31 protein-coding genes are annotated in these 26,068 nt (G+C 49.9%); all 31 read right to left on the reverse strand.

All coding sequences use genetic code 11. From position 1 onward, the window contains the following. Positions 1–62: 62 nt before the first annotated feature. The 31 genes from frr to VK70_RS12075 all read right to left on the reverse strand — a co-directional run bounded on the left by frr (position 63) and on the right by VK70_RS12075 (position 26,065). Positions 63–617: a ribosome recycling factor gene (frr, locus tag VK70_RS11925; protein WP_025695441.1), complete on the reverse strand. Its 555-nt coding sequence runs from the start codon at positions 615–617 to the stop codon at positions 63–65. Beyond that, on the reverse strand, positions 617–1,345 hold the full coding sequence (gene pyrH, locus VK70_RS11930) for a UMP kinase (protein ID WP_025690374.1): 729 nt from the start codon (positions 1,343–1,345) through the stop codon (positions 617–619). The genes frr and pyrH overlap by 1 nt, the downstream gene beginning before the upstream one ends. A 239-nt stretch (positions 1,346–1,584) precedes the next feature. Next, a complete protein-coding gene (gene tsf / locus VK70_RS11935; RefSeq protein WP_025695442.1) occupies positions 1,585–2,235 on the reverse strand; it encodes a translation elongation factor Ts in 651 nt (216 codons plus the stop codon). A gap of 210 nt (positions 2,236–2,445) precedes the next feature. Beyond that, on the reverse strand, positions 2,446–3,147 hold the full coding sequence (rpsB, locus tag VK70_RS11940; RefSeq protein ID WP_025690372.1) for a 30S ribosomal protein S2: 702 nt from the start codon (positions 3,145–3,147) through the stop codon (positions 2,446–2,448). Positions 3,148–3,396: 249 nt separating this feature from the next. Further along, on the reverse strand, positions 3,397–4,020 hold the full coding sequence (locus tag VK70_RS11945) for an endolytic transglycosylase MltG (protein ID WP_025695443.1): 624 nt from the start codon (positions 4,018–4,020) through the stop codon (positions 3,397–3,399). Beyond that, positions 4,017–4,589 carry a hypothetical protein gene (locus VK70_RS11950; protein ID WP_025695444.1) on the reverse strand — a complete coding sequence of 191 codons (573 nt, stop codon included), beginning with the start codon at positions 4,587–4,589 and terminating at the stop codon, positions 4,017–4,019. Before VK70_RS11950 ends, VK70_RS11945 begins: the two co-directional genes overlap by 4 nt. A 75-nt stretch (positions 4,590–4,664) precedes the next feature. Further along, positions 4,665–4,970: a hypothetical protein gene (locus VK70_RS11955; protein ID WP_025695445.1), complete on the reverse strand. Its 306-nt coding sequence runs from the start codon at positions 4,968–4,970 to the stop codon at positions 4,665–4,667. Positions 4,971–5,022: 52 nt separating this feature from the next. Continuing rightward, entirely contained in the window at positions 5,023–6,429 is a 1,407-nt protein-coding gene (locus VK70_RS11960; RefSeq protein ID WP_025695446.1) for a flagellar assembly protein A, read from the reverse strand. Between the two features lie 27 nt (positions 6,430–6,456). Continuing rightward, on the reverse strand, positions 6,457–7,245 hold the full coding sequence (locus VK70_RS11965; protein WP_025688972.1) for a FliA/WhiG family RNA polymerase sigma factor: 789 nt from the start codon (positions 7,243–7,245) through the stop codon (positions 6,457–6,459). 86 nt (positions 7,246–7,331) lie between these two features. Continuing rightward, on the reverse strand, positions 7,332–7,748 hold the full coding sequence (locus tag VK70_RS11970) for a hypothetical protein (protein WP_025695447.1): 417 nt from the start codon (positions 7,746–7,748) through the stop codon (positions 7,332–7,334). 1 nt (position 7,749) lies between these two features. Continuing rightward, a complete protein-coding gene (locus tag VK70_RS11975; RefSeq protein WP_025695448.1) occupies positions 7,750–8,247 on the reverse strand; it encodes a chemotaxis protein CheD in 498 nt (165 codons plus the stop codon). Next, positions 8,244–8,831, reverse strand: a complete 588-nt coding sequence (locus VK70_RS11980; protein ID WP_179945341.1) for a chemotaxis protein CheC — start codon at positions 8,829–8,831, stop codon at positions 8,244–8,246. Before VK70_RS11980 ends, VK70_RS11975 begins: the two co-directional genes overlap by 4 nt. A gap of 37 nt (positions 8,832–8,868) precedes the next feature. Further along, positions 8,869–9,330 (reverse strand): chemotaxis protein CheW, encoded by a 462-nt coding sequence (locus tag VK70_RS11985; protein ID WP_025695450.1) that lies wholly within the window; start codon positions 9,328–9,330, stop codon positions 8,869–8,871. 27 nt (positions 9,331–9,357) lie between these two features. Continuing rightward, positions 9,358–11,430, reverse strand: a complete 2,073-nt coding sequence (locus VK70_RS11990; protein ID WP_046723324.1) for a chemotaxis protein CheA — start codon at positions 11,428–11,430, stop codon at positions 9,358–9,360. Positions 11,431–11,463: 33 nt separating this feature from the next. Then, complete coding sequence (locus VK70_RS11995; RefSeq protein ID WP_025696139.1) at positions 11,464–12,867, reverse strand: protein-glutamate methylesterase/protein-glutamine glutaminase; 1,404 nt, start codon at positions 12,865–12,867, stop codon at positions 11,464–11,466. Positions 12,868–12,904: 37 nt separating this feature from the next. Further along, positions 12,905–13,786, reverse strand: coding sequence for a MinD/ParA family protein (locus VK70_RS12000; protein ID WP_025696141.1), 882 nt, complete (start codon positions 13,784–13,786; stop codon positions 12,905–12,907). After that, on the reverse strand, positions 13,783–15,156 hold the full coding sequence (gene flhF, locus VK70_RS12005) for a flagellar biosynthesis GTPase FlhF (protein WP_025696143.1): 1,374 nt from the start codon (positions 15,154–15,156) through the stop codon (positions 13,783–13,785). The genes VK70_RS12000 and flhF overlap by 4 nt, the downstream gene beginning before the upstream one ends. Next, on the reverse strand, positions 15,153–17,186 hold the full coding sequence (gene flhA, locus VK70_RS12010; RefSeq protein WP_025696145.1) for a flagellar biosynthesis protein FlhA: 2,034 nt from the start codon (positions 17,184–17,186) through the stop codon (positions 15,153–15,155). Before flhA ends, flhF begins: the two co-directional genes overlap by 4 nt. Before the next feature lie 20 nt (positions 17,187–17,206). After that, positions 17,207–18,295 (reverse strand): flagellar biosynthesis protein FlhB, encoded by a 1,089-nt coding sequence (gene flhB, locus VK70_RS12015; protein ID WP_025696148.1) that lies wholly within the window; start codon positions 18,293–18,295, stop codon positions 17,207–17,209. Between the two features lie 23 nt (positions 18,296–18,318). Then, positions 18,319–19,107, reverse strand: a complete 789-nt coding sequence (gene fliR / locus VK70_RS12020) for a flagellar biosynthetic protein FliR (RefSeq protein WP_036641009.1) — start codon at positions 19,105–19,107, stop codon at positions 18,319–18,321. 5 nt (positions 19,108–19,112) lie between these two features. Next, entirely contained in the window at positions 19,113–19,382 is a 270-nt protein-coding gene (gene fliQ / locus VK70_RS12025; protein WP_025696151.1) for a flagellar biosynthesis protein FliQ, read from the reverse strand. Between the two features lie 22 nt (positions 19,383–19,404). Further along, on the reverse strand, positions 19,405–20,169 hold the full coding sequence (fliP, locus tag VK70_RS12030) for a flagellar type III secretion system pore protein FliP (RefSeq protein ID WP_025696153.1): 765 nt from the start codon (positions 20,167–20,169) through the stop codon (positions 19,405–19,407). Continuing rightward, entirely contained in the window at positions 20,166–20,693 is a 528-nt protein-coding gene (locus VK70_RS12035; protein WP_025696155.1) for a flagellar biosynthetic protein FliO, read from the reverse strand. Before VK70_RS12035 ends, fliP begins: the two co-directional genes overlap by 4 nt. 9 nt (positions 20,694–20,702) lie before the next feature. Next, positions 20,703–21,068 (reverse strand): response regulator, encoded by a 366-nt coding sequence (locus tag VK70_RS12040; protein ID WP_025696157.1) that lies wholly within the window; start codon positions 21,066–21,068, stop codon positions 20,703–20,705. Positions 21,069–21,096: 28 nt separating this feature from the next. Continuing rightward, positions 21,097–22,395, reverse strand: coding sequence for a flagellar motor switch phosphatase FliY (fliY, locus tag VK70_RS12045; RefSeq protein ID WP_046723326.1), 1,299 nt, complete (start codon positions 22,393–22,395; stop codon positions 21,097–21,099). After that, positions 22,385–23,383 carry a flagellar motor switch protein FliM gene (gene fliM / locus VK70_RS12050; RefSeq protein WP_025700215.1) on the reverse strand — a complete coding sequence of 333 codons (999 nt, stop codon included), beginning with the start codon at positions 23,381–23,383 and terminating at the stop codon, positions 22,385–22,387. Before fliM ends, fliY begins: the two co-directional genes overlap by 11 nt. Before the next feature lie 39 nt (positions 23,384–23,422). Continuing rightward, entirely contained in the window at positions 23,423–23,893 is a 471-nt protein-coding gene (locus tag VK70_RS12055; protein WP_025700217.1) for a flagellar basal body-associated FliL family protein, read from the reverse strand. Continuing rightward, positions 23,890–24,114 carry a flagellar FlbD family protein gene (locus VK70_RS12060; RefSeq protein ID WP_025700218.1) on the reverse strand — a complete coding sequence of 75 codons (225 nt, stop codon included), beginning with the start codon at positions 24,112–24,114 and terminating at the stop codon, positions 23,890–23,892. Before VK70_RS12060 ends, VK70_RS12055 begins: the two co-directional genes overlap by 4 nt. A 151-nt stretch (positions 24,115–24,265) precedes the next feature. Further along, positions 24,266–25,084: a flagellar basal body rod protein FlgG gene (flgG, locus tag VK70_RS12065; RefSeq protein WP_025700219.1), complete on the reverse strand. Its 819-nt coding sequence runs from the start codon at positions 25,082–25,084 to the stop codon at positions 24,266–24,268. Positions 25,085–25,199: 115 nt separating this feature from the next. Next, entirely contained in the window at positions 25,200–25,589 is a 390-nt protein-coding gene (locus VK70_RS12070; protein ID WP_025700221.1) for a TIGR02530 family flagellar biosynthesis protein, read from the reverse strand. Further along, on the reverse strand, positions 25,586–26,065 hold the full coding sequence (locus VK70_RS12075; protein ID WP_025700222.1) for a flagellar hook capping FlgD N-terminal domain-containing protein: 480 nt from the start codon (positions 26,063–26,065) through the stop codon (positions 25,586–25,588). The genes VK70_RS12070 and VK70_RS12075 overlap by 4 nt, the downstream gene beginning before the upstream one ends. Positions 26,066–26,068: the final 3 nt, after the last annotated feature.

Here is a 26,068-nt window from a genome sequence, read left to right on the forward strand (position 1 = left end):
TTCATGCGAGAAAGAGACAAACCCCACCAAATTGAGGAGGGGCCTTAATCTCTGCGCTATCTTTATACTTCCATGATCTCTTTTTCTTTAGCCAGGAGCACTTTGTCGACCTCGGCAATGAACTTATCCGTCGTCTTCTGGATATTCTCCTGATGTCCGTGGGATTCGTCCTCCGAAATGCCGTTCTTCTCCATCTTCTTGATATCGTCATTTGCATCGCGGCGGATGTTGCGGATCGCCACCTTTGCTTCTTCGCCGAATTTTTTTGTCAGCTTAACAAGCTCCCCGCGGCGTTCTTCCGTAAGCGCAGGAATGGACAGACGGATTGTGCTGCCGTCGTTAGCAGGTGTAAGACCAAGATCGGATTTCATAATCGCCCGTTCGATATCGGCTAGCGAAGATTTATCCCACGGCTGAATAAGCAGTGTGCGGGAATCCGGGGTGTTAATGTTGGCAAGCTGATTGACCGGAGTCGGCGAACCGTAATATTCCACCTGAATGCGGTCTAGCAGCGAAGGGGTTGCACGTCCGGCACGAAGCGTCGACAAATCGCGTTTGAGCGACAAAATCGCTTTCTCCATGCGCTCTTCGGCATTTTTTTTAACCGATTGTGGCATTATTCTACACTCCCTTTAACAATTGTTCCGATGCGTTCTCCCAGAACAACACGCTTGATGTTGCCCTGTTGTGTGATGGCAAACACAATAAGCGGTATATCGTTATCCATACAGAGAGAGGATGCGGTGGAGTCCATGACGCCCAGATTCTTATTGAGCACGTCCAAATAAGTAAGCTGTTCATACTTTTGGGCGGTGCTATCTTTGAACGGATCAGCGGAATAGACGCCATCAACTTTATTCTTAGCCATCAGAATGACTTCGGCTTCGATTTCAGCCGCACGCAGCGCCGCAGTCGTATCGGTTGAGAAGAACGGATTGCCTGTACCGGCCGCAAAAATAACGACCCGCCCTTTCTCCAGATGGCGTATGGCCCGGCGCCGGATATAAGGCTCTGCGATCTGCTGCATCGAGATCGAGGTCTGCACTCTGGTCGGCACACCGATCTGTTCCAAAGAGTCCTGCAAAGCCAGCGAATTCATAACCGTAGCCAACATGCCCATATAATCAGCGGTCGCACGGTCTATGCCGCTTGCGCTCCCAGCGATGCCGCGCCAAATGTTGCCCCCGCCACAGACGATGGCGACCTGGACTCCAAGCTCCACTACTTCCTTCACCTGCTCGGCAATAGAGCTAATCGTATCCGCATCGATACCGTAACCGTTATGCCCTGCCAGCGATTCGCCGCTGACCTTCAGGACTACCCTTTTAAATACCGGCTGTTCCAAATTGTATACCCTCACTTTGCAATGGTGCCTTACAGGCCCCAGGTTATTCGTACATCCCTGCCGCATGCGCGGCGAGGGTGAATCGGCGGCCAAGCTGTCTCATTCCGGTCCGGCTTCCCCATCTGGAGAGCAGATCCGTATACTTCCGCTTGCAAAAGACGGAACACCATGTACCCGTGTTCCGCTCTCGAAAGTGCCTGCTATATGTTCATTTCGGCGGCGCTGGCCGCGAATACTTATTATTGTTTCACTTGCGCCATTACTTCTTCTACGAAGTTGTCGACTTTCTTCTCAAGCCCTTCGCCCAGTTCGTAACGGACAAAGCGACGAATGGAGATGTTCTCGCCGATTGTGCTGACTTTTTCGTTGAGCAGGTTGGAAATGGTCTTGTCAGGGTCTTTGATAAAGGCTTGCTCAAGCAGTACATGCTCTTCATAGTACTTATTGATACGTCCTTCGACCATTTTGTCAACGATTTTCTCCGGTTTGCCTTCGTTCAGCGCTTGCGCTCTCAGAATTTCCTTTTCCTTCTCGAGTTCTTCCGCAGGAACTTCTTCGCGGCGAACGAAACGCGGAGCGGCCGCGGCGATTTGCATCGCGATATCGCGCGCGAAGTCCTTGAATTGGTCGGTCTTGCCGACAAAGTCGGTTTCGCAGTTGATTTCTACCAGAACGCCGATGCGGCCGCCTGCATGAATGTAAGATTCAACAACGCCTTCAGTCGCTGCGCGTCCTGCTTTGTTTGCTGCTGCGGAAAGGCCCTTTTCGCGGAGAATTTCAACCGCTTTGTTCAGATCGCCGCCAGCTTCTTCCAGCGCCTTTTTACAATCCAGCATGCCGGCGCCGGTTCTTTCGCGGAGCTCTTTTACGGATTTTGCGTCTACTGCCATTGTTTAATCCCTCCAGATAATTTGTTTGCCTTCTAAATTCAAAACGCCCCCACAAAGAACAGCCTTGGCTATGGAACCTTAGTTGGTGCTTTGCGGGGACCCCGGAAGCTTAAAAGCTATTCATTCGGTAAAAAAAGGGCAGTGAGAGGTTATCCACCTGCCGACCACCCTTTTCATTTAATTTCATATTCGATATGCAACCAGCAGGATTTAAGCTGAAGTTGTGTCTTCGCCTTGATGAGCTTCCACTACAGCGTCTGCCATTTTACCCGTCAGCAGCTTAACGGCGCGGATTGCGTCGTCATTGCCCGGAATAACGTAGTCGATCTCGTCCGGATCGCAGTTCGTATCGACGATAGCAACAATCGGAATACCCAATTTGCGCGCTTCGGCAACGGCGATGCGCTCTTTGCGCGGATCAATAATGAACAGTGCGCTTGGGAGACCTTTCATGTTCTTGATACCGCCAAGGAATTTCTCAAGACGTTCTTTCTCTTTGCGGAGAAGGATGACTTCTTTCTTAGGCAGAACGGAGAATGTGCCGTCCTCTTCCCAAGCTTCCAGCTTTTTCAGACGGTCGATACGCTTTTGAATCGTTTGGAAGTTCGTCAGCGTGCCGCCGAGCCAGCGTTGATTGATGTAGTACATGCCCGAACGTTCGGCTTCTTCTTTTACAGAGTCTTGAGCTTGTTTCTTTGTTCCGACGAACAGGATCGTACCATTGTCGCCTGCTACGCTTTTAACAAAGTTGTAAGCCTCTTCTACTTTCTTGACCGTCTTTTGCAGGTCGATAATGTAGATTCCGTTTCTTTCAGTGAAGATATAACGATCCATTTTCGGGTTCCAACGACGAGTCTGATGACCGAAGTGTACCCCAGCTTCGAGAAGCTGCTTCATGGAGATTACTGCCATCTTCACACACCTCCTAAGTTTGGTTTTATTGTGTGTCCCTCCGCCAGGTATCATCTTGCAGCAAGACTTTCTTCGGAAGAAAGCACCGCTTGCTGTAATCAACCGACGTGTGTTTTAACACCGTCATTTAATATATCACAAGACTACATGGGATGCAACGTCTTACACACGATTTTTGTCATAAAACGCGATACTTGGGAATACGGGTCCACACTCACTTGAAAAAACGTCTATTTTCAATAGCGGCGCTCACTTTTTCACCCTAACCAGTTCGTCAATGATCGATTCGACGCTCTGTCCGGCCTCAAAACTGTACTGCCCATATTGAATCCGTGTATTTGCCTTGCGGCTGCGGGCGGCATTCATAAATGCTTCCTTGTCTTGGATTACTCCCGCACCCGCCAGCAAATCCGAGACTTTGGTTAGATTGGCTCCCCTTGGAATACGCAGAGCAATGCTGGAAACAACCGGTTTGACGGTATGTGTATCGGACGATGGTGAAACCGAAGCGGACGGCTTAGCGGGCGAAGCCGGTGCCGTAGGAGAAGCCGCCTTGCTGGGCGGTGATACTGGCTCGCTCTTTGCAGCAGGAGATTTCGGGGCCGCAGGCTGCGATGTGCCTCCAGTATTGACTTTACCCGCTGCGCCTTGCCCTTTTGAAGCTTCCTCTTGCTGCGCCAACGCACGCCACTCTTCAGCTGTCAGCAGATTCGATCCCGCATCGGTAACCTTCATGTTCAGCTTCGAAGCTTCTTTGGCAATCTGCGCCTTCGTTGGTGTAGCCATACCCGCCGAAATCATAAGCTGAAGAAGAAGCGCTCCAGCCACGAGCCCGCAGCCGAGCCCGATGATAAAGGAACGATTCCTGATCACGCTGATTCCTCCTGTTTTGCGAGCTGCAAGATCAATTGAATTTCTCCTGATTGCATTCCTGTTTTTTTGGCGATGGCATCGATGGATTTCCCTTCGTTGTGGAGTTCGAATAGCTGCGGATAACGAAGCTTAATCGTGCTGACCGGTTTCGCCTTAACATCAGCTGCAGGCCCGTCAATCGCTTCTGCTTGAGCTTCCGGTTGCTGCGCATTTGTCTCTTTTCCGCCGGATAACGCCAACTGAAGGAGCCCGTTCTCATTTGCGGCCATACGCGTCTCCAACTGCGATGTTCTATGCTGCATCGCGTCCAGCCGCCCATTCAGTTCGCTAAGCTGCTCTTGAAGCGCGGCCTGACTGCTGTGGGACTGGGTCTTGATTGAATCAAGCAACTCCAGCAGCTCACGGTTTTCGCGTTCGACATCCGCCATATATAATTCCAGCGCCGCTTCAACTTCTTTCAGGCTCTGCTTGTCTGCGCCGCTGTCCTTGTTACGGGTGCGCGACGGCAGAAACAGCGCATAAGCCAGAGCAAATCCGCCAAGCATAACAATGTACGCCCATGGTTGCAAGTGTCCGCTCTCCTTTAGTGAATAGAATAAATATTCCGCTTCTTTATAGGGCTTCTAGTTACAAAACTTCTAAATCTAGAGCTTGATATCGAAATGGTGCCCTTTATAAGGATGTTCCGCGTTTCGTTCTTCGTCTTTCTTTTGTTCCCGGGAAGTACCGTTTCCGGCGGAGCCGCCACGGCGTCCGTCATCCCTTACGGCGGATTCCGAAGACTCGCTGACCTCCGTGCTGCGAAGGGCCAGTTCACGCGATTCCTTTATGTTCTGCCCCGCCAACCCCTGCTGCTCAAGCTCGGGCCGATGCTGAAGTTCTTGCTGGAGCTTGCTCGCCTCAGTTGTCCGTGGCACCGCAATTTGCAATTCAATTGGCCTTAAGTTCACAGCAATCGCCTGCCCTTCCCCGTAAGAATCTATATCACCCTCATCAGAAGAATTAGACGTTAGGCACCATATTAATGTCGCCCTCGGAGTAGTAGAACGTAACTCGCTCAGCGGTGTCCTTAATAAATCTGGTATATCTGCCGATTACGATTTTCGAGCCGCCGTAAATGGTTTTGACGACCTCAACCTTGGCTCTGTCCGTATCCTCAAGCATTCTTTCGATCTCCAGAATCCGTTCTTTAATATGGGCTTCCTCTCTTTGCTGGGATTGTTGAGTCGCATTAAGCTTGATCCGTAAGGCCACCTTGTCCGGAGGCAGGGAACCACTTATCGCCAACTGATTTAGCAGATAGAGCGCCTTCTTCGTCTTATCGGCGTTATCAAGGAGCAGGCGAAGCTGCTGACGAAGGTCATTGATTTCATTTCTAAGTTCGGGCAGCACTCCAACTTCGATTGCCGTTGCCGTCGACATCGTGTTACCAACCGTGCGCGCTACAACCTTTTCCCCGGCCTGCACCGTTCCACCTACGATAAGTCCCTTAGCTCCATTGCACAGCACGTTCCTGCCGGCGCGGATATTTGAATGCATGATGCTCTGGGAGACAATGATATCCTCAGCCGCCGTCACATTTCCGTCCTGAATAAAAGACACTTTCACATTGGATCCGGCGCTGACCAGTCCCTTGTGATACCCGATGATGCCGCCGCCAATTTCGATTGAGCCTTTTGCGATTAGTTCAGCACCTTCCACGCCGCCGCTTACCCGAATGTCCCCCTCCGATTTCACCGTAAACCCGGACAGTACATTGCCTCGAATGACGACGGTACCGACAAAATCAATATTCCCCGTGTTGTAATCTACATCGCCCTGCACTTCGTATACGGGAAAAACATTGATTTTTCCTTTATCGGTATAGGATATCAGTCCGTCAATTGCCGCGTACATTAAGGTGGCATCCTCATTAAGCAGGACGTTCTTGCCGACCTTGAAATGGGCAGCTTTCCCTGCCTTGCAGGGAATCGGATCGCCGGTAACCGCCATTCCGGGCTGCCCCGGTTCAGGGGGAACAAGCGTGGCAATTAGCTGTCCCTTGCGGACGTTGCTCAGCCGGATCAGTTCCTTAAAGTCCACCTTGCCGTCTTCCTTTTCCATCGGGCGGCGGTCATTATCATCCATTGTAATACTTAATAGTACTTGTCCGTCTGTACCGTTTACGGGTGCCTTGCCCATAGCAATCGGCACCTTCCCGGATATGTACTCTTCCGGATGATCTGCAAAACGCTGAACGATATCCCACTGTACGCCATAGAGAACCTTATTTCGCTGCAAAAAAACGCCCAGTTCTTCAACCGAGCAGGCGAATCCTTCATCCCGTTGATAAAACTCAAGATAAGCAATTTCCTTGTCCTCCGAAAAGCTGATGCCCAAATATTCGCTCAAAGCAGAATGGACAACCATTTTCCGCCTCCTTGCCGCCATTCCTGGCTAATCATTTTGCATTAAGAGATCCCGATTCTTCTCAAGCGTTCCCCGCAGCCGCAGTATCGCCTTGGAATGCAGCTGCGATATCCGGGAAGGAGACAAGGACATGACCTCTGCAATTTCGCTCAAAGAAAGGTCTTCATAATATAAAAGGGACACGACGGTCCGTTCTTTCACAGTTAGTTTCTCGATGCCTTTGGTAAGTGTTTCACGAAGATAGAACTCATTTACTTTATGATCAGGGTTCTTGGCTTTATCGTCCACCAATACCGACATACGGGTCTCTGATTCTTCTTCCCGAATTGGGTCCTCTAAAGAACACAGCGTCATCACCGCCACATCCTGAAGCATGCTTTGAAACTCTTGTTCGGTTACATCCAAATAGCGGCTCATTTCTTCATCGCTGACTGATCTTAAATATTTCTGTTCCAACTGCTGGTATGCATCCTCAATTTTTTTCGCCTTTTCCCGGACCGAGCGCGGAACCCAGTCGCCTTGACGCAGAGAATCCAGGATTGCTCCGCGGACACGCCAGGAGGCATAAGTTTGAAATTGCAGTCCCCTTTTGTAATCAAACTTTTCAATCGCATCAATCAGTCCCATAACGCCATTGCTTGCCAGGTCGTCTTTTGACACGTTTTTTGGCAGGCCTACGGCCAAACGCCCGGCGACATAATCCACTATGGGCAGATATTTCTCGATCAGCTTTTTTTTGGCTTCCGGGTTCCCTTCTTCTTTCCACTGTTCCCAGAGGGCCTGGTGTTCCAAATGAGAAGCTTTATGCTCGTTCAACGGCTTTCACCCTTCCCACAGTGTAGTCGGCGAGTCCGCGGGCCAGGGTTCATTAAAATCCACAATATGTCTCCCACTACGCTCGCTCATTCATTTTTTAAGTGACGAACGGCCTTGGCCAATTCTTCAGGATCCTTCATCGAGACCAGTTTGGGAGGCTGAAGCGGCTTAAACTCACCGTTTTGTTTCTCTTGTTCAGGCTTTGGTTTGAGCAAATCCTTTAATTCCTCATTCTCGTCCGGAGTCAAAATATCCACTTGAGCGCCCAAAGTCTCCTGAACACCGTTAGAAGAGGAGGACGGATTGTCCGAATTTGCCGTTTGCTTAGCAATAAGCCCCAAAACCCATTGCAGGGCAAAGGCAAGCAAAAACCAGAGAATAAATCCCGCTAATCCCCGAAACAAACTGGTCATTGGCAAATTGTTCCGCAGCGAAAACATAAAGGTAAAAATAAAACCGACCAGCCCACAGATCAAGTTAATCAAAATAGTTCTAGTCATCATATTATAATTCCTTAACGCCTTTTTGCACACTGCGGATATACAATAATCCGGTACTGCAGGCGATCTCGATCGTTCGCCCGTAGCTGCCGCCCGTATCTTCGGCTAATAACGGAATATTCAATTCCTCCAATGCTCGCTTGCAGGATTCTACATTGCGCGGGCCGATTCTCATTGTGTCGTTTCCTCCGGCAAAAGCGAACATTTGGGAGCCGCCGGCCATCTTGGCGACAATCCGGTTGCGGATCGCACCGAGATTCAACAAACGGGATAGAAGCTCGGGGATTGCCGTATCTGCGAATTTGGCAATGTTAAGCTTACCTTCACGGGCGATCTCCGATGATGGCAGCATGACATGAGCCATTCCGCCCAATTTTTTCTCGGGATCGTAAAGCGTAAGTCCGACGCATGAGCCAAGACCAGTGGTGCGGATTACTTTTTCTTGACTACCTACGTTCAGATCTGCCATTCCCACCTTAATAACGCTCTGCTCCTCAATCATTCAAACGGCACTCCCAGAGATTTAAAAATTTTAGGAAACGATTCAGGATCCGGGATAAGAAAGAACTGGCCTTCAATCTCATCCTGCCCTTCCAAAAATGTTGTATCGATCAGGAGTGCGTCGTCTCCCATCTGTCCGAACTGCAGTAGACCGTAGCTCAAAATCGCTCCCGCCATATCCATCGCCAAAGCCGGTACCGTCGGATACATGGAAAGGGAAGTAAAGTCGGCCAGCGACGAGAGGTAGGACCCCGCCAATATATTACCGATTTCATTGAGTGCGGAGAGTTCCATTTCACTCAGCTCTTCGCCCGACACCTCAGAGATGCCCGCAACACGGCTCAGCAAACTGCGTGCAGCATCCGGTGAAAGTATAAAGAACAGATTCCCCGGCGCCTCGCCTTCGACTCGCAGAAACACCGCAAAGACAAGCTCTTCGGCACCGCCCACTTTTTCAGCGATCTCCTCGAATCCAAGCAATTGAACTTTAGGAACCGCCATATCGATCGGTTTGTTCAGCAATTGGGACAACGCGGTGGCGGCGTTCCCAGCTCCGATATTCCCGACTTCCTTGAGCACATCCATCTTTAAATCTTTCTGATATTTGAATAATTCCACGGCATCAGCCCTCGAAACTTTCCAATTGCACGATTTCACTCTTGTTGAGGACTTCCGACAGATTAAGCATAATGAGCAGACGTTCCTCTCCTATTTTGGCCACACCATCCAAGTACTTGGCTTTAATGCCCCCTACCACTTCCGGAGGCGTATCAATGGATTCCCTGTTCAAATCAATCACATCATTGGCTGAATCTACGACGAAGCCGACCTCCATCTCGTTGACAACAACGATAATAATGCGGGTCTGATCCGTATGCTCTGCCTCATCCAGACCGAATCTTCCTCGAAGATCGATTACGGGGATAACGACGCCGCGCAGATTGATGACGCCTTTGATAAAGTTGTACGTCTTCGGCACCCGAGTAATCGGCATGAGACGCTCGATTGTTTGAACTTTATCCACTTCGATGCCATATTCCTCGGTAGCTAATTTAAAGACAATGACTTTAATATCTTCTGCCATGGAAAGTACCTCCATTAATAATTTCTTTTATTTGATAAAAGCGTTGGCATCGATAATTAGCGCAACCTGTCCGTCGCCAAGAATTGTGCCTCCCGATATTCCCTGGGTACTCGGCAAGTACTTGCCTAAATTCTTAATGACAATTTCGTTCTGGCCAATGAAATCCTGCACCGTGAGCGCAACGAGTTTGTCCCCTTTGCGGATGACAACAATTTCCGTCTCTTCTTCGCTGCTCTCGTCATAGTCAGGCACATTAAAGATGGCGCTTAGCGACACGATCGGGATATGGGCTCCCCGGAATTCCACCATCTTCGAACTATGGACGCTGCGGATTTGCGAACGCTTCACGATGCCTGTCTCTACAATGGAAGAGAGCGGGATCGCATATTTCTCCGAGCCGAGCCGGACCAGCATGGCGGCGATTATGGACAGCGTCAGCGGAAGCTGAACAGAGAATGTGGTGCCTTTGCCCGGAGTGGAGTAAATGGTGACGTTGCCGCCAAGGGAAGAAATCTTAGCTTTCACGACATCCAATCCGACCCCGCGGCCCGAAATATCGGAAATAACCTCGGCTGTACTGAATCCTGCGGCGAACAACAGCTGATGGGCCTCATTGTCGGTCATTGCCGCCGCTTGCTCCGCAGTGACGATTCCCTTATTCATCGCGGATTTCAGCACCTTCTCACGGGAGATGCCGGCGCCGTCATCCTGAATTTCTATAAAGACGTGGTTGCCGCTGTGAAACGCCCGCAACTGGATGGAGCCGGTCTCCGGTTTGCCGGCGGCGATCCGGTCAGTTACCGATTCGACCCCATGGTCAAGCGCGTTGCGCAAGAGGTGAACGAGCGGATCGCCGATTTCGTCGACGACGGTCCGGTCGAGCTCGGTTTCGGCGCCCGTAATGATGAGGTCCACCTTTTTGTCGAGCGACTTGGCAAGATCGCGAACCATGCGGGGAAAACGATTGAACACCGTATCTACCGGTACCATCCGCAGCTTCATGACTATGTTCTGCAGATCGCCACTCACACGGCTCATATGCTCAACCGTCTCGGTCAGTTCTCCGCTCTGAATATCCGAAGCATGCTGCTCCAGCCGAACCCGGTCGATCAGAAGCTCGCTGAGCAAGTTCATAAGAACATCCAGACGGTCGATATCGACACGGATGGTACGGGAAGGAGTACCTGCGCTTTTGGCGGGAGCCGCCTTCTTGGCTTCTTCTCTTTTGGGGGCAGCTGCGGGCGTTTGGGTAGCCGGAGGGTTGTTCTCCCGCGCGGGAGCCGGGGGGGCCTCCTCAACAGCGGCGGCGACTTCCGCCCTTGCGAGCTGGCTCAGCGTCTCCACATCAAGCGCCACCGAAGTTACACTATCGATCTCGGATACTCCCATGATCAAAGTTTGCATTTCCTCGGCTGTCTTCTGTGAAATATAATAGAGCGAAAAGCTGTAATCAAACTTTTCCTGCTCGATATCCTGAACCGAAGGGAAAGATTTCACGACTTCACCGAAACGCTCCAACAGTTCAAAGACCATATAAGCCCTTACCGCGCGGAGTTGACAGTCTTTGCGAATCGTTACTTCAATGAACAGTACCTGAAGTCCTTCCTGAATCGATTGTTCAAGAACCGATAGTTGGAATTCATCAAGAAGGGCAGGGGCTTCCGTCTCCTTGGATGCAGCGGCTGCCGGCGCGGCGCTTCCTCCCTGGGCAGACGGCACTTCGCCGCGCACAATTGCTTGAAGAGAGGCCACAATGGAAGATACGTCGGCCTTACCCTCTCCGCCTCCAGTAATATCCTGAACCATGGCTTCAAGCGCATCAAGACTCTTGAATAAAGTGTCAAAAATAAAATCCTGCATAACCAGCTTACCGTTTCGCACCAGGTCCAGCACATTCTCCATCTGGTGGGTTAGCGAAGCCAGATCTTCAAATCCCATTGTCGCCGCCATGCCTTTTAAGGTATGTGCGGAGCGGAAGATCACCTGCACAATGCTGAGATCGTCGGGATTAGCCTCCAGGCCCATCATATTTTCGTTCAAAGACTGCAGATGATCATTCGACTCATCAATAAACATGGATAAATACTGATTCATGTCCATGTCCTGACACCTACCCTTCACGTTCACTTTGCGTTATTTAACGACTTGGACCAGTCTTGGAGCAATGTCTTGCAACGGCAAAATATAAGTGACACACTGGAGTTCAACCGCGGAACGCGGCATCCCGTAAACGACGCAGGTTTCTTCGCTCTCAGCAAAGGTAGAGGTGATACCCGCGTCATATAGCGACTTCATCATCTTGGCGCCATCGCTTCCCATTCCGGTCATAATAACCGCATGGCGCTCCAAATCTTTTAGTGGAAGCAGTGACTCAAACAGCGTATCCACCGAGGGACGATGACCGTTACGTGCTTCCTCCTTCGATAGAGCCACTGCGTACTGCCCTCCCGCAGTTTCCGTGACCTTTATGTGATATCCCCCCGGAGCAATATAAGCCGCTCCCTTTCGCAGGATCATCCCCTGCTCCGCCTCCATGACATCCAGAGGACTAAAGGTATTCAGCCGCTGGGCAAGCGACTTTGTAAAATTGGGGGGCATATGCTGCACGATAACAATTGGTGCTGGAAAATCGGCCGGAATATTCTCAAGCAAAGCTTTCAGCGCGCGCGGTCCGCCTGTTGAACAACCGACCGCCACAAGCTTCGTCAGCCCCTTCACCCCAAATTTGCGGTCCTTGCCTTTCGCTGCAGGAGTATCTGGTTCCGCTCCGGCTGCCGGCGGCTTCGGCGGTGCTAGATCGGCCGGGACGTCCGATTTCTGCTGGGACAAAATCTTAATTTGTCGGGCTTCCGGCTTCGCTCTAGGAGGGACGCTTTTGGTTCGCTCTGAGCGAGGAACCGGCGGCTTGTCTGCACGCTTGCGTTCGAAGAGTTTCCCGGTCACCGGCGAGGAAGGCCGTGTGATCGGCGCTTTACTGTCCTTGATTTCCCGGTTAGGGATATGTTCCGCCGCGCCTCCGTCCGGCTTATCCGCCAGCTTGACAGGCGGCGGGGGGGAAGCAGATTCGGGCGGCTGCAATGCGGGTGAACCGTCAGAGCCTTGAGGCTCTGACACTGACCGCGCTTCCCGGCGTTCGCGAGCAAGCATGGCTTCCTTTATCTGCTCCCTCAGAGCTTCCCCGACACTGTTGATGTCATGGGAGCTAGAAACCGATGGCTTGCGAATGAAGTCGAAGGCCCCGCCTTCCAGTGCCAGGATTGTCTCCTTCATTCCTTCTTCATTAATACCGGACAACATGATGACAGGAAGCGGATGGTCAAGCATGATCAGCTTCAACGCTTCTAGGCCGTTCATTTCCGGCATTTCCACGTCCATGGTGACAAGATCCGGCTGCAGTTCCTTCACCTTCTCAACCGCTTGTCGTCCGTTGACCGCCGTTGCCGTTACTTGGAAGTCGGCGTCCTTTTCAATTAAATCGGAAATGATTTTGCGCATAAAGGCTGAATCATCCACAACAAGAACTTTATATGGCTTCATATCATTTCCACCTCTGTCCTTAAATTCAGAACATTTCTTATATACGGCGAAGCCACTTGCTGATAAACCCTTTAATCCCTTGCAATTCAGCCGAGGATGAAGAACGGTCGGATGACAAATATCGCAGCGTCAGTCTGTGAAGATCCTTCGCAGCGGCACTGTTGGGATAGGCCAATGAGAATGGAATCTGGCGCTTGACTGCTTGTACCACATGGTTGTCGCTGCTAATAAAACCGAGAAACGGGATATCCACCTGCAGAAAGCGGCGGGCGGTCAGCCGGATTTTGTCGCTCGTTGCAGTCGCTTCCTTCATACTGGATACCTGATTAACAATCAGTTTGAACGCGATGTTCGGATGACTAGTGTGAACCACTTTCATCAATGCGTAAGCATCGGTAATCGCCGTAGGCTCTGGGGTCGTAACAACGAGACAATCGTCTGTTGAAGCGATGAAATTCATCGTTTCCTTGGAAAGTCCGGCACCCGTATCAAATAGAATATAGTCCATCTCATCGGCCATTGTGGCAATTTGGGATGTGAAGTAATTCAAATCGCTTTCCGATAGAGAGAAAAGCTCTTTCATGCCCGACCCTCCGGCAATGAAAGGCAGGTTGTTTGGCCCCGATTGAATAATCTGCTCAATGCCGGCTTCTCTGCCAAGCAAATGATAAAGATTGTATTTCGCTGAGACACCCATCAGAATATCCAGGTTGGCCATGCCGATATCGGCGTCGAACAGAAGTACTCTTTTTCCCATACTCTTGAGTGCAAGCGCAAAGTTAAGCGTGAAATTCGATTTACCGACTCCGCCTTTACCGCTGCATACAGTGATTATTCGCGCGGTGTCTGTTCCTCTATCGCTAAGTTTTTTGTTTTGTCCAGCAACAAGCTGTCTCAACGATTGAGCCTGATCCATCACTGTTCACCCGTACCAAGCAGCAGATTGCACACCAGTTCTCCGGATGGTATAAGAAGATCATCAGGTACGGTCTGACCATTTGTCATGTATGACAGCATGAGCGGGTAATCGTTAAGCAGGTTGAACAATGGTCCGTAGCTGCCCGTTTCGTCCAGTTTCGTCAGAATGACTTTATCCAGCCTGTATTTGCTGAAATGCTCGGTAATCAGCTTCATATCCCTGCTCTTCGAAGTCATGCTGAGCACCAGGTAGGTCTCGCTCTTCATTGCCGGAGAAAGCAGGCTCTGCAGTTCGGCAACGAGCAGCTCATTGCGGTAGTTTCTTCCAGCCGTGTCCATTAATACCAGATCACAACTCTCCAGCCTGGATAAGGCCCGCTGCATATCGCCCGGCGATTGAATAACCTCAAGAGGCACATTCAAAATGGATGCGTAAGTCCGAAGTTGTTCCACCGCAGATATACGGTATGTATCGGCTGTGATCATCCCGACCTTTCGGCCATGTCTGAAGAGCTGATCAGCCGCAAGCTTGGCCAAAGTCGTCGTCTTCCCTACCCCTGTAGGACCTGCGACATATAAGAGCTGTGTATCCGGAGCAATGCCTCCTCCTATTCTATCGGCAAGAAACCCCTCAACCTGTACTCTTAGAACTTCCTCAAACTTTTCTTCCGGCCACAGTCTTCCGTCATTATTCCAGGCATCCAGCACATCACTGATCCATTCTTCTACCAATGCGTCGTCCATTTCCTGCTCAATCAGCCGCAGGCGGAGCAGCTCCAGCCCTTCCGGAAGTTCTCTCGAGTCAGCGGACTGCCGGGCGATTCGCTCAATCCAATGCTTCATCTCTCTAATCTCATCAAGAACGCTGTCATTAGACGGACGTTCCTTTCGGTCAGAAGGGAGCTTCGGAGCCGAAGGAGGCTGCACAACGGGATCGGTCGCCTCCAGACGTGAACTCGCTGAAGCTTCCTTAGGAATTTCCGGCACCGCTTTCTCTTCCAGCACGGCGACAGCCCCTTGCTTCTTGGCGGCGCCTTCAAGCGACGCGGCAATCTCGGCAAAACTCCGCGAAGGCTCCGATCCGCTTGCGGTAACATTGCCCGAAGCAGAGGCATAGGCCTCCCGGTAGGCCTTGGGAACAACTGCACGGGGGACGGACTGCGGCGCTACCTCCCTTTTTTCGGAAGCTGCTTGCTTCTGTTCATTCTCTACCGCGGCGACCACTTCGATTTTCTTTTTTCTGAACATTCCCATAAAGCCACCGGTTCTGATTTCCTTCGTGCTCAGAATAACGGCGTCACTTCCAAGCTCGCTGCGAATGGAATGCATGGCGTCCGGCATCGTATCGACAACGTAACGCTTCACTCTCATAGATTCACCACTCCAACGCTTTGAATTTCAATATTAGGCTCTAATTCGCTGTAAGACAGCACTGGAATATCCTGCATCGTCCGCTCTATGACCTGCCGCAGATACATACGGATGGTTGGCGAAGTCAATACAATGGGCTGCTGTCCCGATTGCAATAGACGGTTAATTTGCTCCATTAGGCGCTGATATACCGTCTGGGTTGATACAGGATCGAGCGCAAGGTAGCTGCCATGCTCCGATTGCTGAACGCTTTCGGCTATTTTTTTCTCAAGCGTTGGTCCTACCGTAATTACCTTAAGAGTTTCTCCGGACTGGGAGAATTGCTGAGTAATCTGCCGTGACAGCGATTGTCTCACATATTCCGTCAGTACATCTGGATCTTTAGTATAGGTGCCGTAGTCTGCCAGCGTTTCAAAAATAGTAACCAAGTCCCGGATCGATATCTTCTCGCGCAGCAGCTTAGCCAACACTTTCTGCAGATCCCCAACGGTGAGTACAGACGGGATCAATTCATCGACCAGCACAGGATAACTTTCGCGAATATTGTCGACCAGCATTTTCGTTTCCTGACGTCCAATCAGCTCATGCCCATGCCGTTTGATCAGTTCGGTAAGATGGGTGGCGACTACGGACGGCGGATCGACCACCGTATAACCAGCTAGCTCGGCACGCTCCTTGACCGATTCATTGATCCATAACGCAGGTAATCCGAATGACGGTTCAATCGTCTCGATCCCGGTTATCGATTCGTCATCATACCCTGGACTCATTGCCAAATAGTGATTAAGTAGTAATTCACCGCCGCCGACCTGATTTCCTTTAATTTTGATGACATATTCATTCGGTTTTAGTTGAATATTGTCGCGTATTCGGATAACAGGGACAACAAGTCCCATTTCAAGCGCGCACTGCCTCCGAATCATGATGATCCGATCGAGCAAGTCGCCCCCTTGCTGGGTATCCGCCAGCGGAATTAAGCCATAGCCGAACTCGAATTCGATTGGATCGACATTCAGCAGGCTGATCACGCTCTCCGGACTGCGTACCTCCTCGATCTGCTGTTCTTCGACGAGCTGCTCTTCTTCGATGGCCTTACGGCTCAAGTTCTGCGTCATCCGGTAGGCCGAATAGGCCATAAGACCTGCTAACGGCAGGGTTGTTATCGCATGAATTGGTGTAAATAAGCCTAAAAAAGCGACCGTAACCGCAACGATGTACAGAAGCTTCGGATAAGACAGCAACTGCCCTGTCAGATCTTCCGCTAGATTGCCATCCGAAGAAGCCCGGGTAACGATTAGGCCGGCTGCGGTAGAAATGAGCAGAGCAGGTATTTGGCTAACCAGACCATCCCCGATCGTCAGAACGGAGTAGGTCGAGAGCGCGTCTTGGAACGGCATCCCATGAACAGCAATCCCGATGATGAAGCCGCCGATCAAATTGATCAGCAGGATAATAATGCTGGCTATCGCATCCCCTTTTACGAATTTACTCGCCCCGTCCATCGCGCCGTAGAAGTCTGCTTCACGCTCAATATTACGCCGGCGCTCCCGGGCTTGCTGCTCGTTGATCATGCCTGCATTCAAATCGGCATCAATACTCATCTGCTTACCCGGCATGGCATCGAGTGTAAATCTTGCCCCTACCTCGGCTACGCGTTCAGAGCCTTTGGTGATAACGATAAACTGCACAACAACCAGAATCAGGAACACGATAAATCCGATCGCAACCTGTCCGCGCGCAATCCAGCCGCCAAACGTCGCCACAACCGAACCGGCTTCACCCTCGGATAAAATCAGCTTCGTTGTTGAGATGTTCAGCGCCAGGCGGAACAAGGTTGTAATTAGCAACAGCGATGGAAAGATGGAGAACTGAAGGGGTTCCTTTGTATTCATTGCCACTAGGATAATCGTCAACGCGATCGAAATATTAATGACCAGCAGAAGGTCGAGCAGCCCAGAGGGAATAGGCAGAATCATCATTAGCACGATTCCGATTATACCGATTAATACCGTTAAATCCCTAGCTTTCAATGTTTCTTACCTCCCTGAAATTATCTGGTTCTGCCCTTCAACTTATATACATAAGCGAGCACTTCGGCTACCGCCTGGAACAGATCGGCAGGGACCGAATCCCCGATTTCCGCCCTTTGGAAGAGCGCCCGTGCAAGCGGCTTGTTTTCCATTGTCATGACGCCATGTTCTTTGGCAATCGACCTAATTCGAAGAGCGACATAATCCTGGCCTTTGGCCACGATCTGCGGCGCCTCCATCTTAGATCCGTCATATTTCAGCGCTACCGCAAAGTGGGTCGGGTTCGTAATGATGACATCAGCATTGGGGACTTCTTGCATCATCCGCTGCATCGCCATCCGGCGCTGCCGCTCTCTAATTTTCCCTTTAATGAGCGGATCGCCTTCCGTTTTTTTGAATTCATCTTTAATTTCCTGTTTGGACATCCTCAGACTCTTTTCATGCTCGTACCGCTGATACATATAATCGAGCACAGCCATAATAAGCAGAGCCGCCCCGATTTTGATACCGAGATTCAGAGTCATCTTCGCAGTAAAGCGAAAAACATCTTCCGCACTAACCTGCGCCAGGGACGAAAAAACGCCTTTTTGCCCCCACAATGTACTAAAAACCAGATACGCGATTACCAGCAGCTTAAAGATTGATTTCAGCATTTCAACTAGCGACCGCATAGAAAAAATATTCCTAAAGCCTTTAATCGGATTGATCTTACTGAACTTCGGAGTGATTCCCTCTCCGGTAACCATAAAGCCCACCTGGGCCACACTGGAGATCAATGCCAGAATGAAGGTTATGCCCAGCATCGGTCCCAGCAGAATCAGAATCTGTACTCCATATTCGTTCATCAGCTGCAGCACATTTTCTTTAGTGACCTCCATCATGAGGCGGTTCATAAAAACGTCAGTATACAGCGCGGTAAACCGTACCTTCATAAATCCGCCGAATACCATCAGACTCAGCACCCCGGACAACAGTACCAGTGCGCCTGAAAGTTCAGCGCTTTTGGCAACTTGGCCTTTTCTCCGGGCGTCCTGCCGCTTCCTTGGAGTCGCCTTTTCCGTCTTTTCTCCGCCGAAGAGCTGGAGGTCGAGTTTATATCGATATGCCATGTCTGGGCCCTCCTACTGTCATCTTACGGACTGTTCCCCATTGTGCTCAGCAAATTGCGCATAGATTCGAACATGATATTGAACAGGCTTTGAAAAAGTACGGCTAAAGCAGGCATCAGAATAAACAGCAGCACTAGGCCGACAATAATTTTCAGCGGCACTCCGATAACGAACACATTATACGACGGCGCAGTTCTTGCCAAAAAAGCTAGCCCGACATCCGTCAGAAACAACGCGGTCACCAGCGGAGCAGACATTTGAAAAGCAAGCATAAACGACTGAGCGAATGAACGGAGAAGAAACTCCGCCAGACTTCCGTCCATCATTTTAAGCAGGAGATCATTATCTAAAGGAACCCAGTTATAACTGTTCACTATAGCATCAAGCAAATAATGATGACCATTCATCCCTAAAAACAACAACAGGGCAATCATATATTTTAAGTTGCCAAGTATGGGTGAAGACGCCCCGGTCATCGGGTCGATCACATTCGCTATTCCGAAGCCAATCTGGATGTCGATGAACGAGCCCGCTGTCTGAATGGTCATAAACATCAGATAGCCTATGAACCCGAGCAGCAGCCCGATCAGAGATTCTCTAATGATCAGCAGAATTATACCGAGATCTTCCGGAACAGTTACACCGCTTCCTTTAGCGCTGAACACGACAAGTGATAGAAAGAAGGAAATTCCGATTTTGAAAGTTCTCGGCACGCTTCGGGAAGAAAAGACAGGCACGATAACAAAAAAGGCCGTAATTCGACAAAAAATAAGCAAAAAAACTGGAAAGCTGCGCAAAATGGAATCTATCATATCATTCATCCGATATACATATGGAGATTACCCAAAATTTGGGTGGTAAAGTCAACAAGCTTTGTTATGATCCACGGGCCGAACAGAAGCAGGGCCAGCAGCACAGCGACGATTTTGGGGACAAAGGCCAGCGTCTGTTCCTGAATCTGAGTCGTCGCTTGAAAAATACTGATAATCAGCCCGACGACCAAACCTAGAATCAGCATAGGCGCGCTTATCTCAAGTACGAGATACACGGCTTGACCTGCGAGACCGATAATAAACTCCGTATTGATACCCTTCGCCTCCTCTTCCCCGTCACGTGCCGTAGCTGAGCAGCAGCGATTTGACTACTAGATACCAACCGTCCACCAGCACAAACAGCATGATTTTAAAAGGCAGCGAGATCATTACGGGCGGCAGCATCATCATCCCCATCGCCATGAGCGTGCTGGCAACCACCATATCGATAATTAAAAAAGGAATAAAAATCATGAAGCCCATTTGGAAGGCCGTTTTCAATTCACTCATCGCAAAGGAAGGCACGAGCACGGTCAGCGGAATATCAGTGTATGTCGCCGGCTTGTTATTGCCAGTGTAGCCGTTATATTTCATAAACAGCAGCAAATCCTTCTCATGCGTATACTTGAACATGAATTGTTTCATCGGAACGGCAGCCTTGTTCATCGCTTCGGTCTGCGTGATTTGTCCTTTGATGTATGGCTGCAGCGCCGTCTGATTCACTGTCGACAAAGTTGGTGACATAATGAACAGCGTCAGAAAAAGAGCGAGTCCCACCAGCACCTGGTTCGGCGGCATCTGCTGCGTTCCGAGCGAAGTGCGGATAAATCCGAGCACAATAACGATCCGGGTAAAGCTGGTCATTAGAACCAAAAAAGCCGGAGCCACGCTCAGAACCGTAATGAGCAGTAAGATGGAAATGGAACTGGTGCCGGTTTGACCGCCGTCTCCTCCTACCTGAATGTCTATGTTCGGAATAGGATCGGCGGCATAGATCGGACGCAGAGCCAGAAAACTGACAAGACCAATCAGCAGGAAGGCAAACCATATTTTTTTCTTCATAAATCCTCCTGCCTGCCCTTTTGATCTTCGCCGCCAAGCCGTTCCTCCATCTTCTTCTCTCGGTCCGAAGCGGAGCGCAGCTTGGTCTGCAGCATTTCATAGAAAGATGAAGTTTCGTTCAGATCGATTTCCTGAGACGGCACTTCCCCGCGCAGCCTTTCTCTCACCCTGGCAATCAGCGGAATAAAGAACTTGCCCCCCGGCACAGACTGCTCCTCGAATCCCGATACGATCAACGCGACTTCTTCGGGATCGGTGATTTTATCCAAAATCGTTACGTTCTCGCCAACCCCGATCAAATAGAGACTGCGCCCAATTTCTATCACCTGCATCGACTTGTTAGGGCCGAGTCCCACCGCACCTAAGGTGCGCATGGAACGGCCTTTCATCCAAGCTTGGTTGCGGCGTCCCAAAAACCGGATCAGAAAAATAATAATAACGATAATGACCGCGAGCACAAAGATAACATTGAGCAAATTCAGCAGGTTATTGCCTGTGCCGAGCGGCTCGGTGTTGAGCGGCATGAACAGATCCTACACGCCTAGCGTCTTGCTGATGGCTTCGATAACGCGGTCCGCCTGGAATGGCTTAACGATAAAATCTTTGGCTCCAGCTTGGATTGCGTCGATAACCATAGCCTGCTGACCCATGGCGGAACACATAATGACTTTGGCGTTGGCATCCACTTTTTTAATTTCTTTCAGTGCCGCAATTCCGTCCATTTCAGGCATGGTAATATCCATGGTAATCAGGTCGGGACGCAGTTCCTTGAATTTTTCAATCGCCTGGGCACCGTCCTGGGCTTCACCCACCACTTCAAAACCGTTTTTCGATAAAATATCGCGAATCATCATTCTCATAAATGCAGCATCGTCCACGATCAAAATTCGGTTAGCCATCTTAAAATAAATCCTCCCTAAGTTATGCTTATTGTAATTTTTGAACCCGGTCCCATTGGCTTACGATATCCGTTACACGAACCCCAAAATTTTCATCGATTACCACTACTTCTCCCTTGGCAATCAGCTTGTTGTTCACTAAAATATCAACAGGCTCGCCTGCAAGCTTGTCCAGCTCAATGATCGATCCCTGCGACATCTCAAGAATGTCTTTAATTTGCTTCTGGGTCCTTCCTAATTCTACGGTCACTCTTAGGGGTATGTCCATCAATAAGTTCAAATTATTTTCGTCAACATTCCCAAATGTGTTACCGCTAAGATTGGCAAACTGGACCGGCTGTACGTTGACATTCCGGTTCGGCTGGGATGCTGAGGGCGGGGACTGCGGGTAAGGCATTCCCTGTTGTCCAGGCATCCCCTGAGGGGGCATACCATAAGGAGGCATTCCGTATGGCGGATAATAATATCCTCCTTCGGGCATTCCCGGATATGGCTGTTGTCCTGGCGGTATTTGCTGTGCTGCCGGCTGCTCAGGAGCCGACTGAGGCTGCTGAGCAGCCGTTGCGGATTGGGGCTGAGATGCTTCCGGTCTAGCAGGGGCCGGCGCTTCAACAGCGGCAGCAGGCGCTTCAGTCGACTCAGAGGCGTCTCCAACCAGCATCATCACCATATCCTTAGCAAAAGAAACGGGCAGAAGCTGCATGAGGGTCGAGTCGATCAGTTCACCGATTTTGAGACGGAACGAGATGCGAATCAGTGTCTCGTCTTCGGGTAGACTTCTCACTCCCTCGCCACTCGACATATTGAGAATATCAATACCTGGCGGCGAAATGTTAACGAACCGGTTGAAAATGGTTGACATCGATGTGGCGGAGGAGCCCATCATTTGATTCATGGCCTCCTGAACGGCGCTGACATGTATCTCGTTCAGTTCTTCGTCATTAGGTTCTCCGTTACCACCCAGCATCAGATCGGCAATCACCTGGGCGTCACGGACTTTGATCACGAGCGAGTTAATGCCCTGAAAGCCATCAACATACTCTACATGCACTGCAACGTGAGGTTTAGGGAAAACTTCCTCAAACTCACTGCGCGTAATAATGGAGACTTGCGGGGTCGTGATGTCCACTTTTTTACCGAGCAGGGTCGAAAGTGCCGTTGCGGCGCTGCCGAAAGTAATATTACCAATCTCTCCTAAGGCATCCTGCTCAAACGGGGTCAGATAATCATCCACCGTCTTGTTGGAAGATGCGCTTCCCGCGCTCTCCGTCGATTGTCTTAAAAGTGCGTCGATTTCTTCCTGGGATAAATAATCTTTACTCGTCAAGTCCTTCAACTCCTTCACTGACAATCTCATCAATTTGCACGGCTACCCGGTCTTTGAGCATTCCCGGACTTCCAATAAACTTCAGCTTGTTGCCCACTTTGATCGATAGTCCGGCTTCAACGGTCCTGTTAAGTGATATTACATCACCTACATTAAGACCGAGGAACTCGGCAATCGAAATCCTGGATTCTCCCAATTCTGCGACAATCGGAAGCTGAGCCTTGTTGACGCTGGCTCTAATCGCTTCCACTTCCTGCTCATCCCGAGCCTTTTTCTCAGATACGAACCATTGATGCACGGACAGCCTGGACATGATTGGCTCCAGCACAACGTGCGGGATACATAAATTGATCATGCCCGTCGTGTCCCCGATCTTGGTGCTGAGCGATATAAGCGCAATTGTTTCATTAGGGGATACGATCTGCATAAACTGCGGATTCGTTTCCAGCGCTTCCATTACCGGCTCAATATCCAGTACCGTCTTCCAGGCTTCCTGCAGGCTCTCAAAGCATCTGCTGAAAATACGCTCCATTATAGTTGTTTCAATCTCAGTCAAAGTAGCAATTTTCGAGGGAGCTGTCCCTATTCCTCCAAGCAGCCGGTCAAGCATGGCGAAGGCAATATTCGGATGCACTTCCATGACCATTCTTCCTTGCAGTGGCTCAGCTTCAAAAATATTCAAAATAGTCATTTTGGGTATTGAACGGATGAATTCATCATAAGGCAGCTGCTCTACCTGAACGACATTGATCTGTACAAAAGTTCGTAATTGCGCCGAGAAATAAGTCGTCAGATATCGGGCAAAGTTATCATGAATTCGGGTCAGGCTTCGAATATGATCCTTTGAGAAACGAACAGCCCGTTTAAAGTCATATGAACGTATTTTGCGCTGAGTTTCCTCTTTTTTTAGTTCGTCGGCGTCCATCTCACCGGATGATAGAGCGGCAAGCAGGGCATCAATTTCGTTTTGCGAAAGTACATCAACCATTCATTCACCCCCCGTAAGTTAACTTGAAATTTGGCAGTCTTAAATGGGTGCCAGAATATAAGAAGTAATTTCCACCTGGGTAAGCTTTCCTTCGGGCAACGTATCGTTAATCAGATTGACAAGCTTACTGCACAGTTGGTCCTTGCCGCTTGCTCCGCTCAATTCCTGGGGTTTCGCATCGGCCAGTGTTTTAATAATGAGCGGCTTGACCTTTATTTCTTTAATTTTTTCAAAGTCTTCCTTAGTTGCTTCAGAATTCAATTGAAAAGCGAAGTTTATAGAAACGACGTAATCGGGATCAGCAAGATTGGTTTTTATTTCTTTAATTTCCGAAGTCATGGTCGCGATTTCGTCTGCGGTCAGACTCTTGGTCGCCACAGTGTTTACTGTGTCGTTAACCGCGTTGCCGCTGCTGTCGGAAAACCATTTGTTCATTAGTAAAAAAGCGGCTAGCACGATTAAAGTAATCGCCAATAAAATCGTGATGAGCCAAGGCAGCATCTTTTTCATGAAAGCTCCTCCAGTGTTTGGACTTTAATGGTGGCTGAATACGCGCCGATTTCCTTATTGTAATCACGGATTTTGGCAACAACTTCATCGGCCTTTTCAAGAACGATCAGCTTCTTTCCCGTTACAAGGGTGATGTAAGTGTCCGGGCTTTCTTCCACCATTTCCACCAGAAGGGCATTCAGCCACATTGGCGATCCGTTTAAACGTGTTACCGAGATCATAAGAGGCCTCCTAACTATAAATTGGGAGAGGAGAACCTCCCCCAGCTTGAAACCAATATCATGAACTATGAAAAAACAATATATAACTATTATTCTGTAAGCCCGGCATCCGGAAAGTACTAAATCAGAGAACTTCTAGGATGACCTGAAATTAACGTTTCAGATTAACGACTTCCTGAAGCACTTCATCCGATGTGGTAATAATCCGGGAATTCGCCTGGAACCCGCGCTGAGCGACGATCATTTCCGTAAATTCATTCGTCAGATCGACATTGGACATTTCCAATTGTCCCGCTACAATTGCTCCGGTGCCAGCTTCCCCATTGTTGGCGGTTGTAGGTTCCAGAGCGCCTTCCGCGTTGGCATTCAAAGTCATGCGATACAGATTGCCCCCAATTTTCTCAAGGCCCTGTGGGTTACTGACTTTGGCGACGCCGATTTGAACGCCTGCTTGGGTTGTTCCGTCGGCCATCGACTGTACAATGGTTCCGTCATTGGAAATCGAGAAAGCCGTGACGTCCTCACCAATGACTATCGGCTCTCCGGCTGAATCAAGCACATGAAGGCCATCCGAAGTAACCAAATTACGGCTGGCATCAACATGGAAATCGCCGGCCCGGGTTAGAAAAGGAGTTTCTTGGTCGCCAGTCAACTTAACGAGGAAAAAACCATCTCCGTCGATACGAAGGTCGGTCGGATTATTGGTTGTCTGGGCACTGCCCGCCAGATGCATCGTGTCAATGGAACCAATGCTGACGCCAAGTCCGATTTGCTTGGCGTTGATACCGCCTTGTCCGTCATCGTTGGGTGCGGTAACGCCGGAAATCGTCTGGCTCATGATATCTTTGAACATGACACGTCCCGATTTAAAACCGATCGTATTTACATTCGCGATATTGTTGCCGATAACATCCAGCTTGGTTTGGAAACCGCGCATGCCTGAAACACCGGAGTACATAGATCTTAACATTATTTTACCCTCCCAGAAATAGAGCTTGGGGGCTCCTTTAATTTGGATAATAATTATAGGTAGGACCGCGTCAGTCGATCGGCGGTCCTCCGGCTTTCCGTTAGGACCAGCCGGTTCAAGAGATGATTACTGCACTATCTATTTGGGTGAATACATTGTCCTTCATCGAGCTTCCATCCATTGCCGTCACCACGGTACGATTCGCAATACTGACAATGAGCGCCAAATCTTTCATCAGAATGAGCGATTCCTTGCTGCCTTTGGCCGCCGCTTGTTCTACGGCCGAAGAGATCTGGTCAAGCTGCTTAGTTCCAAGCTGAATCCCTCGCTGCTCCAGCCGCTTCGCGGCATGATTGCTGAATTTCAGCATATTCCGCTGAAGTACGGTTTCGAAAGAGGTGCTTCCGGAAGAAGATCCATTGTTATTAACGGTGTTGGAACGCTGCAGCATGCCTGGGTGCCGGACACCGGTAAACATCTGTCCGACCGTCATTTTATCGTTCATGATGCCGTCCCGCCTCCGCTGCCGGCGTCCCCCGCCGCCGAGGTGCTGTCGCTATTTTTAATCTGCGTGATGTCCTTGAGCGCTATCTTCTCTTTGCCCACAAGAGCGTACTGCACTCCGTCGCTAACGACAATGGAATCCACCGTTCCCGATTTCTGCTCTGAAGTAGAGCTGTCAAGCCAGCTGACATTTTTCCCAATTAGACCTGAAACCGTGCCAAGCGACTGATTGAGCGCCGTTAATTGACCGGAGATGTTCATAAGCTGCTCAACAGACGTAAATTGAGCCATTTGAGCAATAAACTCCTTATCTTGTAAAGGCTGCATCGGATCCTGATTCTGCAACTGCGTAACCAATATTTTAAGAAATTGGTCTTTCCCGAGCGTTTGGTTGCCCTTACTGCTGTCCGAGACGTTACCTGCCGAATAGTTCGGCCATACATTATTTGTGGATATCATATTATCCGAGGTTGCCATGGT

Origin of the sequence: Paenibacillus durus ATCC 35681 (assembly GCF_000993825.1) — a bacterium.
GTDB classification, from domain to species: Bacteria; Bacillota; Bacilli; order Paenibacillales; family Paenibacillaceae; genus Paenibacillus_AQ; species Paenibacillus_AQ durus_B.

What these genes read in the sequence shown, in the direction of transcription:
- frr (WP_025695441.1), bottom strand. Translation starts at nt 617, where the DNA reads ATGCCACAATCGGTTAAAAAAAATGCCGAAGAGCGCATGGAGAAAGCG.
- tsf (WP_025695442.1), bottom strand. Translation starts at nt 2,235, where the DNA reads ATGGCAGTAGACGCAAAATCCGTAAAAGAGCTCCGCGAAAGAACCGGC.
- rpsB (WP_025690372.1), bottom strand. Translation starts at nt 3,147, where the DNA reads ATGGCAGTAATCTCCATGAAGCAGCTTCTCGAAGCTGGGGTACACTTC.
- VK70_RS11960 (WP_025695446.1), bottom strand. Translation starts at nt 6,429, where the DNA reads ATGGTTGTCCATTCTGCTTTGAGCGAATATTTGGGCATCAGCTTTTCG.
- VK70_RS11970 (WP_025695447.1), bottom strand. Translation starts at nt 7,748, where the DNA reads ATGATGACTAGAACTATTTTGATTAACTTGATCTGTGGGCTGGTCGGT.
- VK70_RS11975 (WP_025695448.1), bottom strand. Translation starts at nt 8,247, where the DNA reads ATGATTGAGGAGCAGAGCGTTATTAAGGTGGGAATGGCAGATCTGAAC.
- VK70_RS11980 (WP_179945341.1), bottom strand. Translation starts at nt 8,831, where the DNA reads ATGGATGTGCTCAAGGAAGTCGGGAATATCGGAGCTGGGAACGCCGCC.
- VK70_RS11985 (WP_025695450.1), bottom strand. Translation starts at nt 9,330, where the DNA reads ATGGCAGAAGATATTAAAGTCATTGTCTTTAAATTAGCTACCGAGGAA.
- VK70_RS11990 (WP_046723324.1), bottom strand. Translation starts at nt 11,430, where the DNA reads ATGGACATGAATCAGTATTTATCCATGTTTATTGATGAGTCGAATGAT.
- VK70_RS11995 (WP_025696139.1), bottom strand. Translation starts at nt 12,867, where the DNA reads ATGAAGCCATATAAAGTTCTTGTTGTGGATGATTCAGCCTTTATGCGC.
- flhF (WP_025696143.1), bottom strand. Translation starts at nt 15,156, where the DNA reads ATGAGAGTGAAGCGTTACGTTGTCGATACGATGCCGGACGCCATGCAT.
- flhB (WP_025696148.1), bottom strand. Translation starts at nt 18,295, where the DNA reads ATGGCATATCGATATAAACTCGACCTCCAGCTCTTCGGCGGAGAAAAG.
- fliR (WP_036641009.1), bottom strand. Translation starts at nt 19,107, where the DNA reads ATGATAGATTCCATTTTGCGCAGCTTTCCAGTTTTTTTGCTTATTTTT.
- fliP (WP_025696153.1), bottom strand. Translation starts at nt 20,169, where the DNA reads ATGAAGAAAAAAATATGGTTTGCCTTCCTGCTGATTGGTCTTGTCAGT.
- VK70_RS12035 (WP_025696155.1), bottom strand. Translation starts at nt 20,693, where the DNA reads ATGCCGCTCAACACCGAGCCGCTCGGCACAGGCAATAACCTGCTGAAT.
- VK70_RS12040 (WP_025696157.1), bottom strand. Translation starts at nt 21,068, where the DNA reads ATGGCTAACCGAATTTTGATCGTGGACGATGCTGCATTTATGAGAATG.
- fliM (WP_025700215.1), bottom strand. Translation starts at nt 23,383, where the DNA reads ATGGTTGATGTACTTTCGCAAAACGAAATTGATGCCCTGCTTGCCGCT.
- VK70_RS12055 (WP_025700217.1), bottom strand. Translation starts at nt 23,893, where the DNA reads ATGAAAAAGATGCTGCCTTGGCTCATCACGATTTTATTGGCGATTACT.
- VK70_RS12060 (WP_025700218.1), bottom strand. Translation starts at nt 24,114, where the DNA reads ATGATCTCGGTAACACGTTTAAACGGATCGCCAATGTGGCTGAATGCC.
- flgG (WP_025700219.1), bottom strand. Translation starts at nt 25,084, where the DNA reads ATGTTAAGATCTATGTACTCCGGTGTTTCAGGCATGCGCGGTTTCCAA.
- VK70_RS12070 (WP_025700221.1), bottom strand. Translation starts at nt 25,589, where the DNA reads ATGAACGATAAAATGACGGTCGGACAGATGTTTACCGGTGTCCGGCAC.
- VK70_RS12075 (WP_025700222.1), bottom strand. Translation starts at nt 26,065, where the DNA reads ATGGCAACCTCGGATAATATGATATCCACAAATAATGTATGGCCGAAC.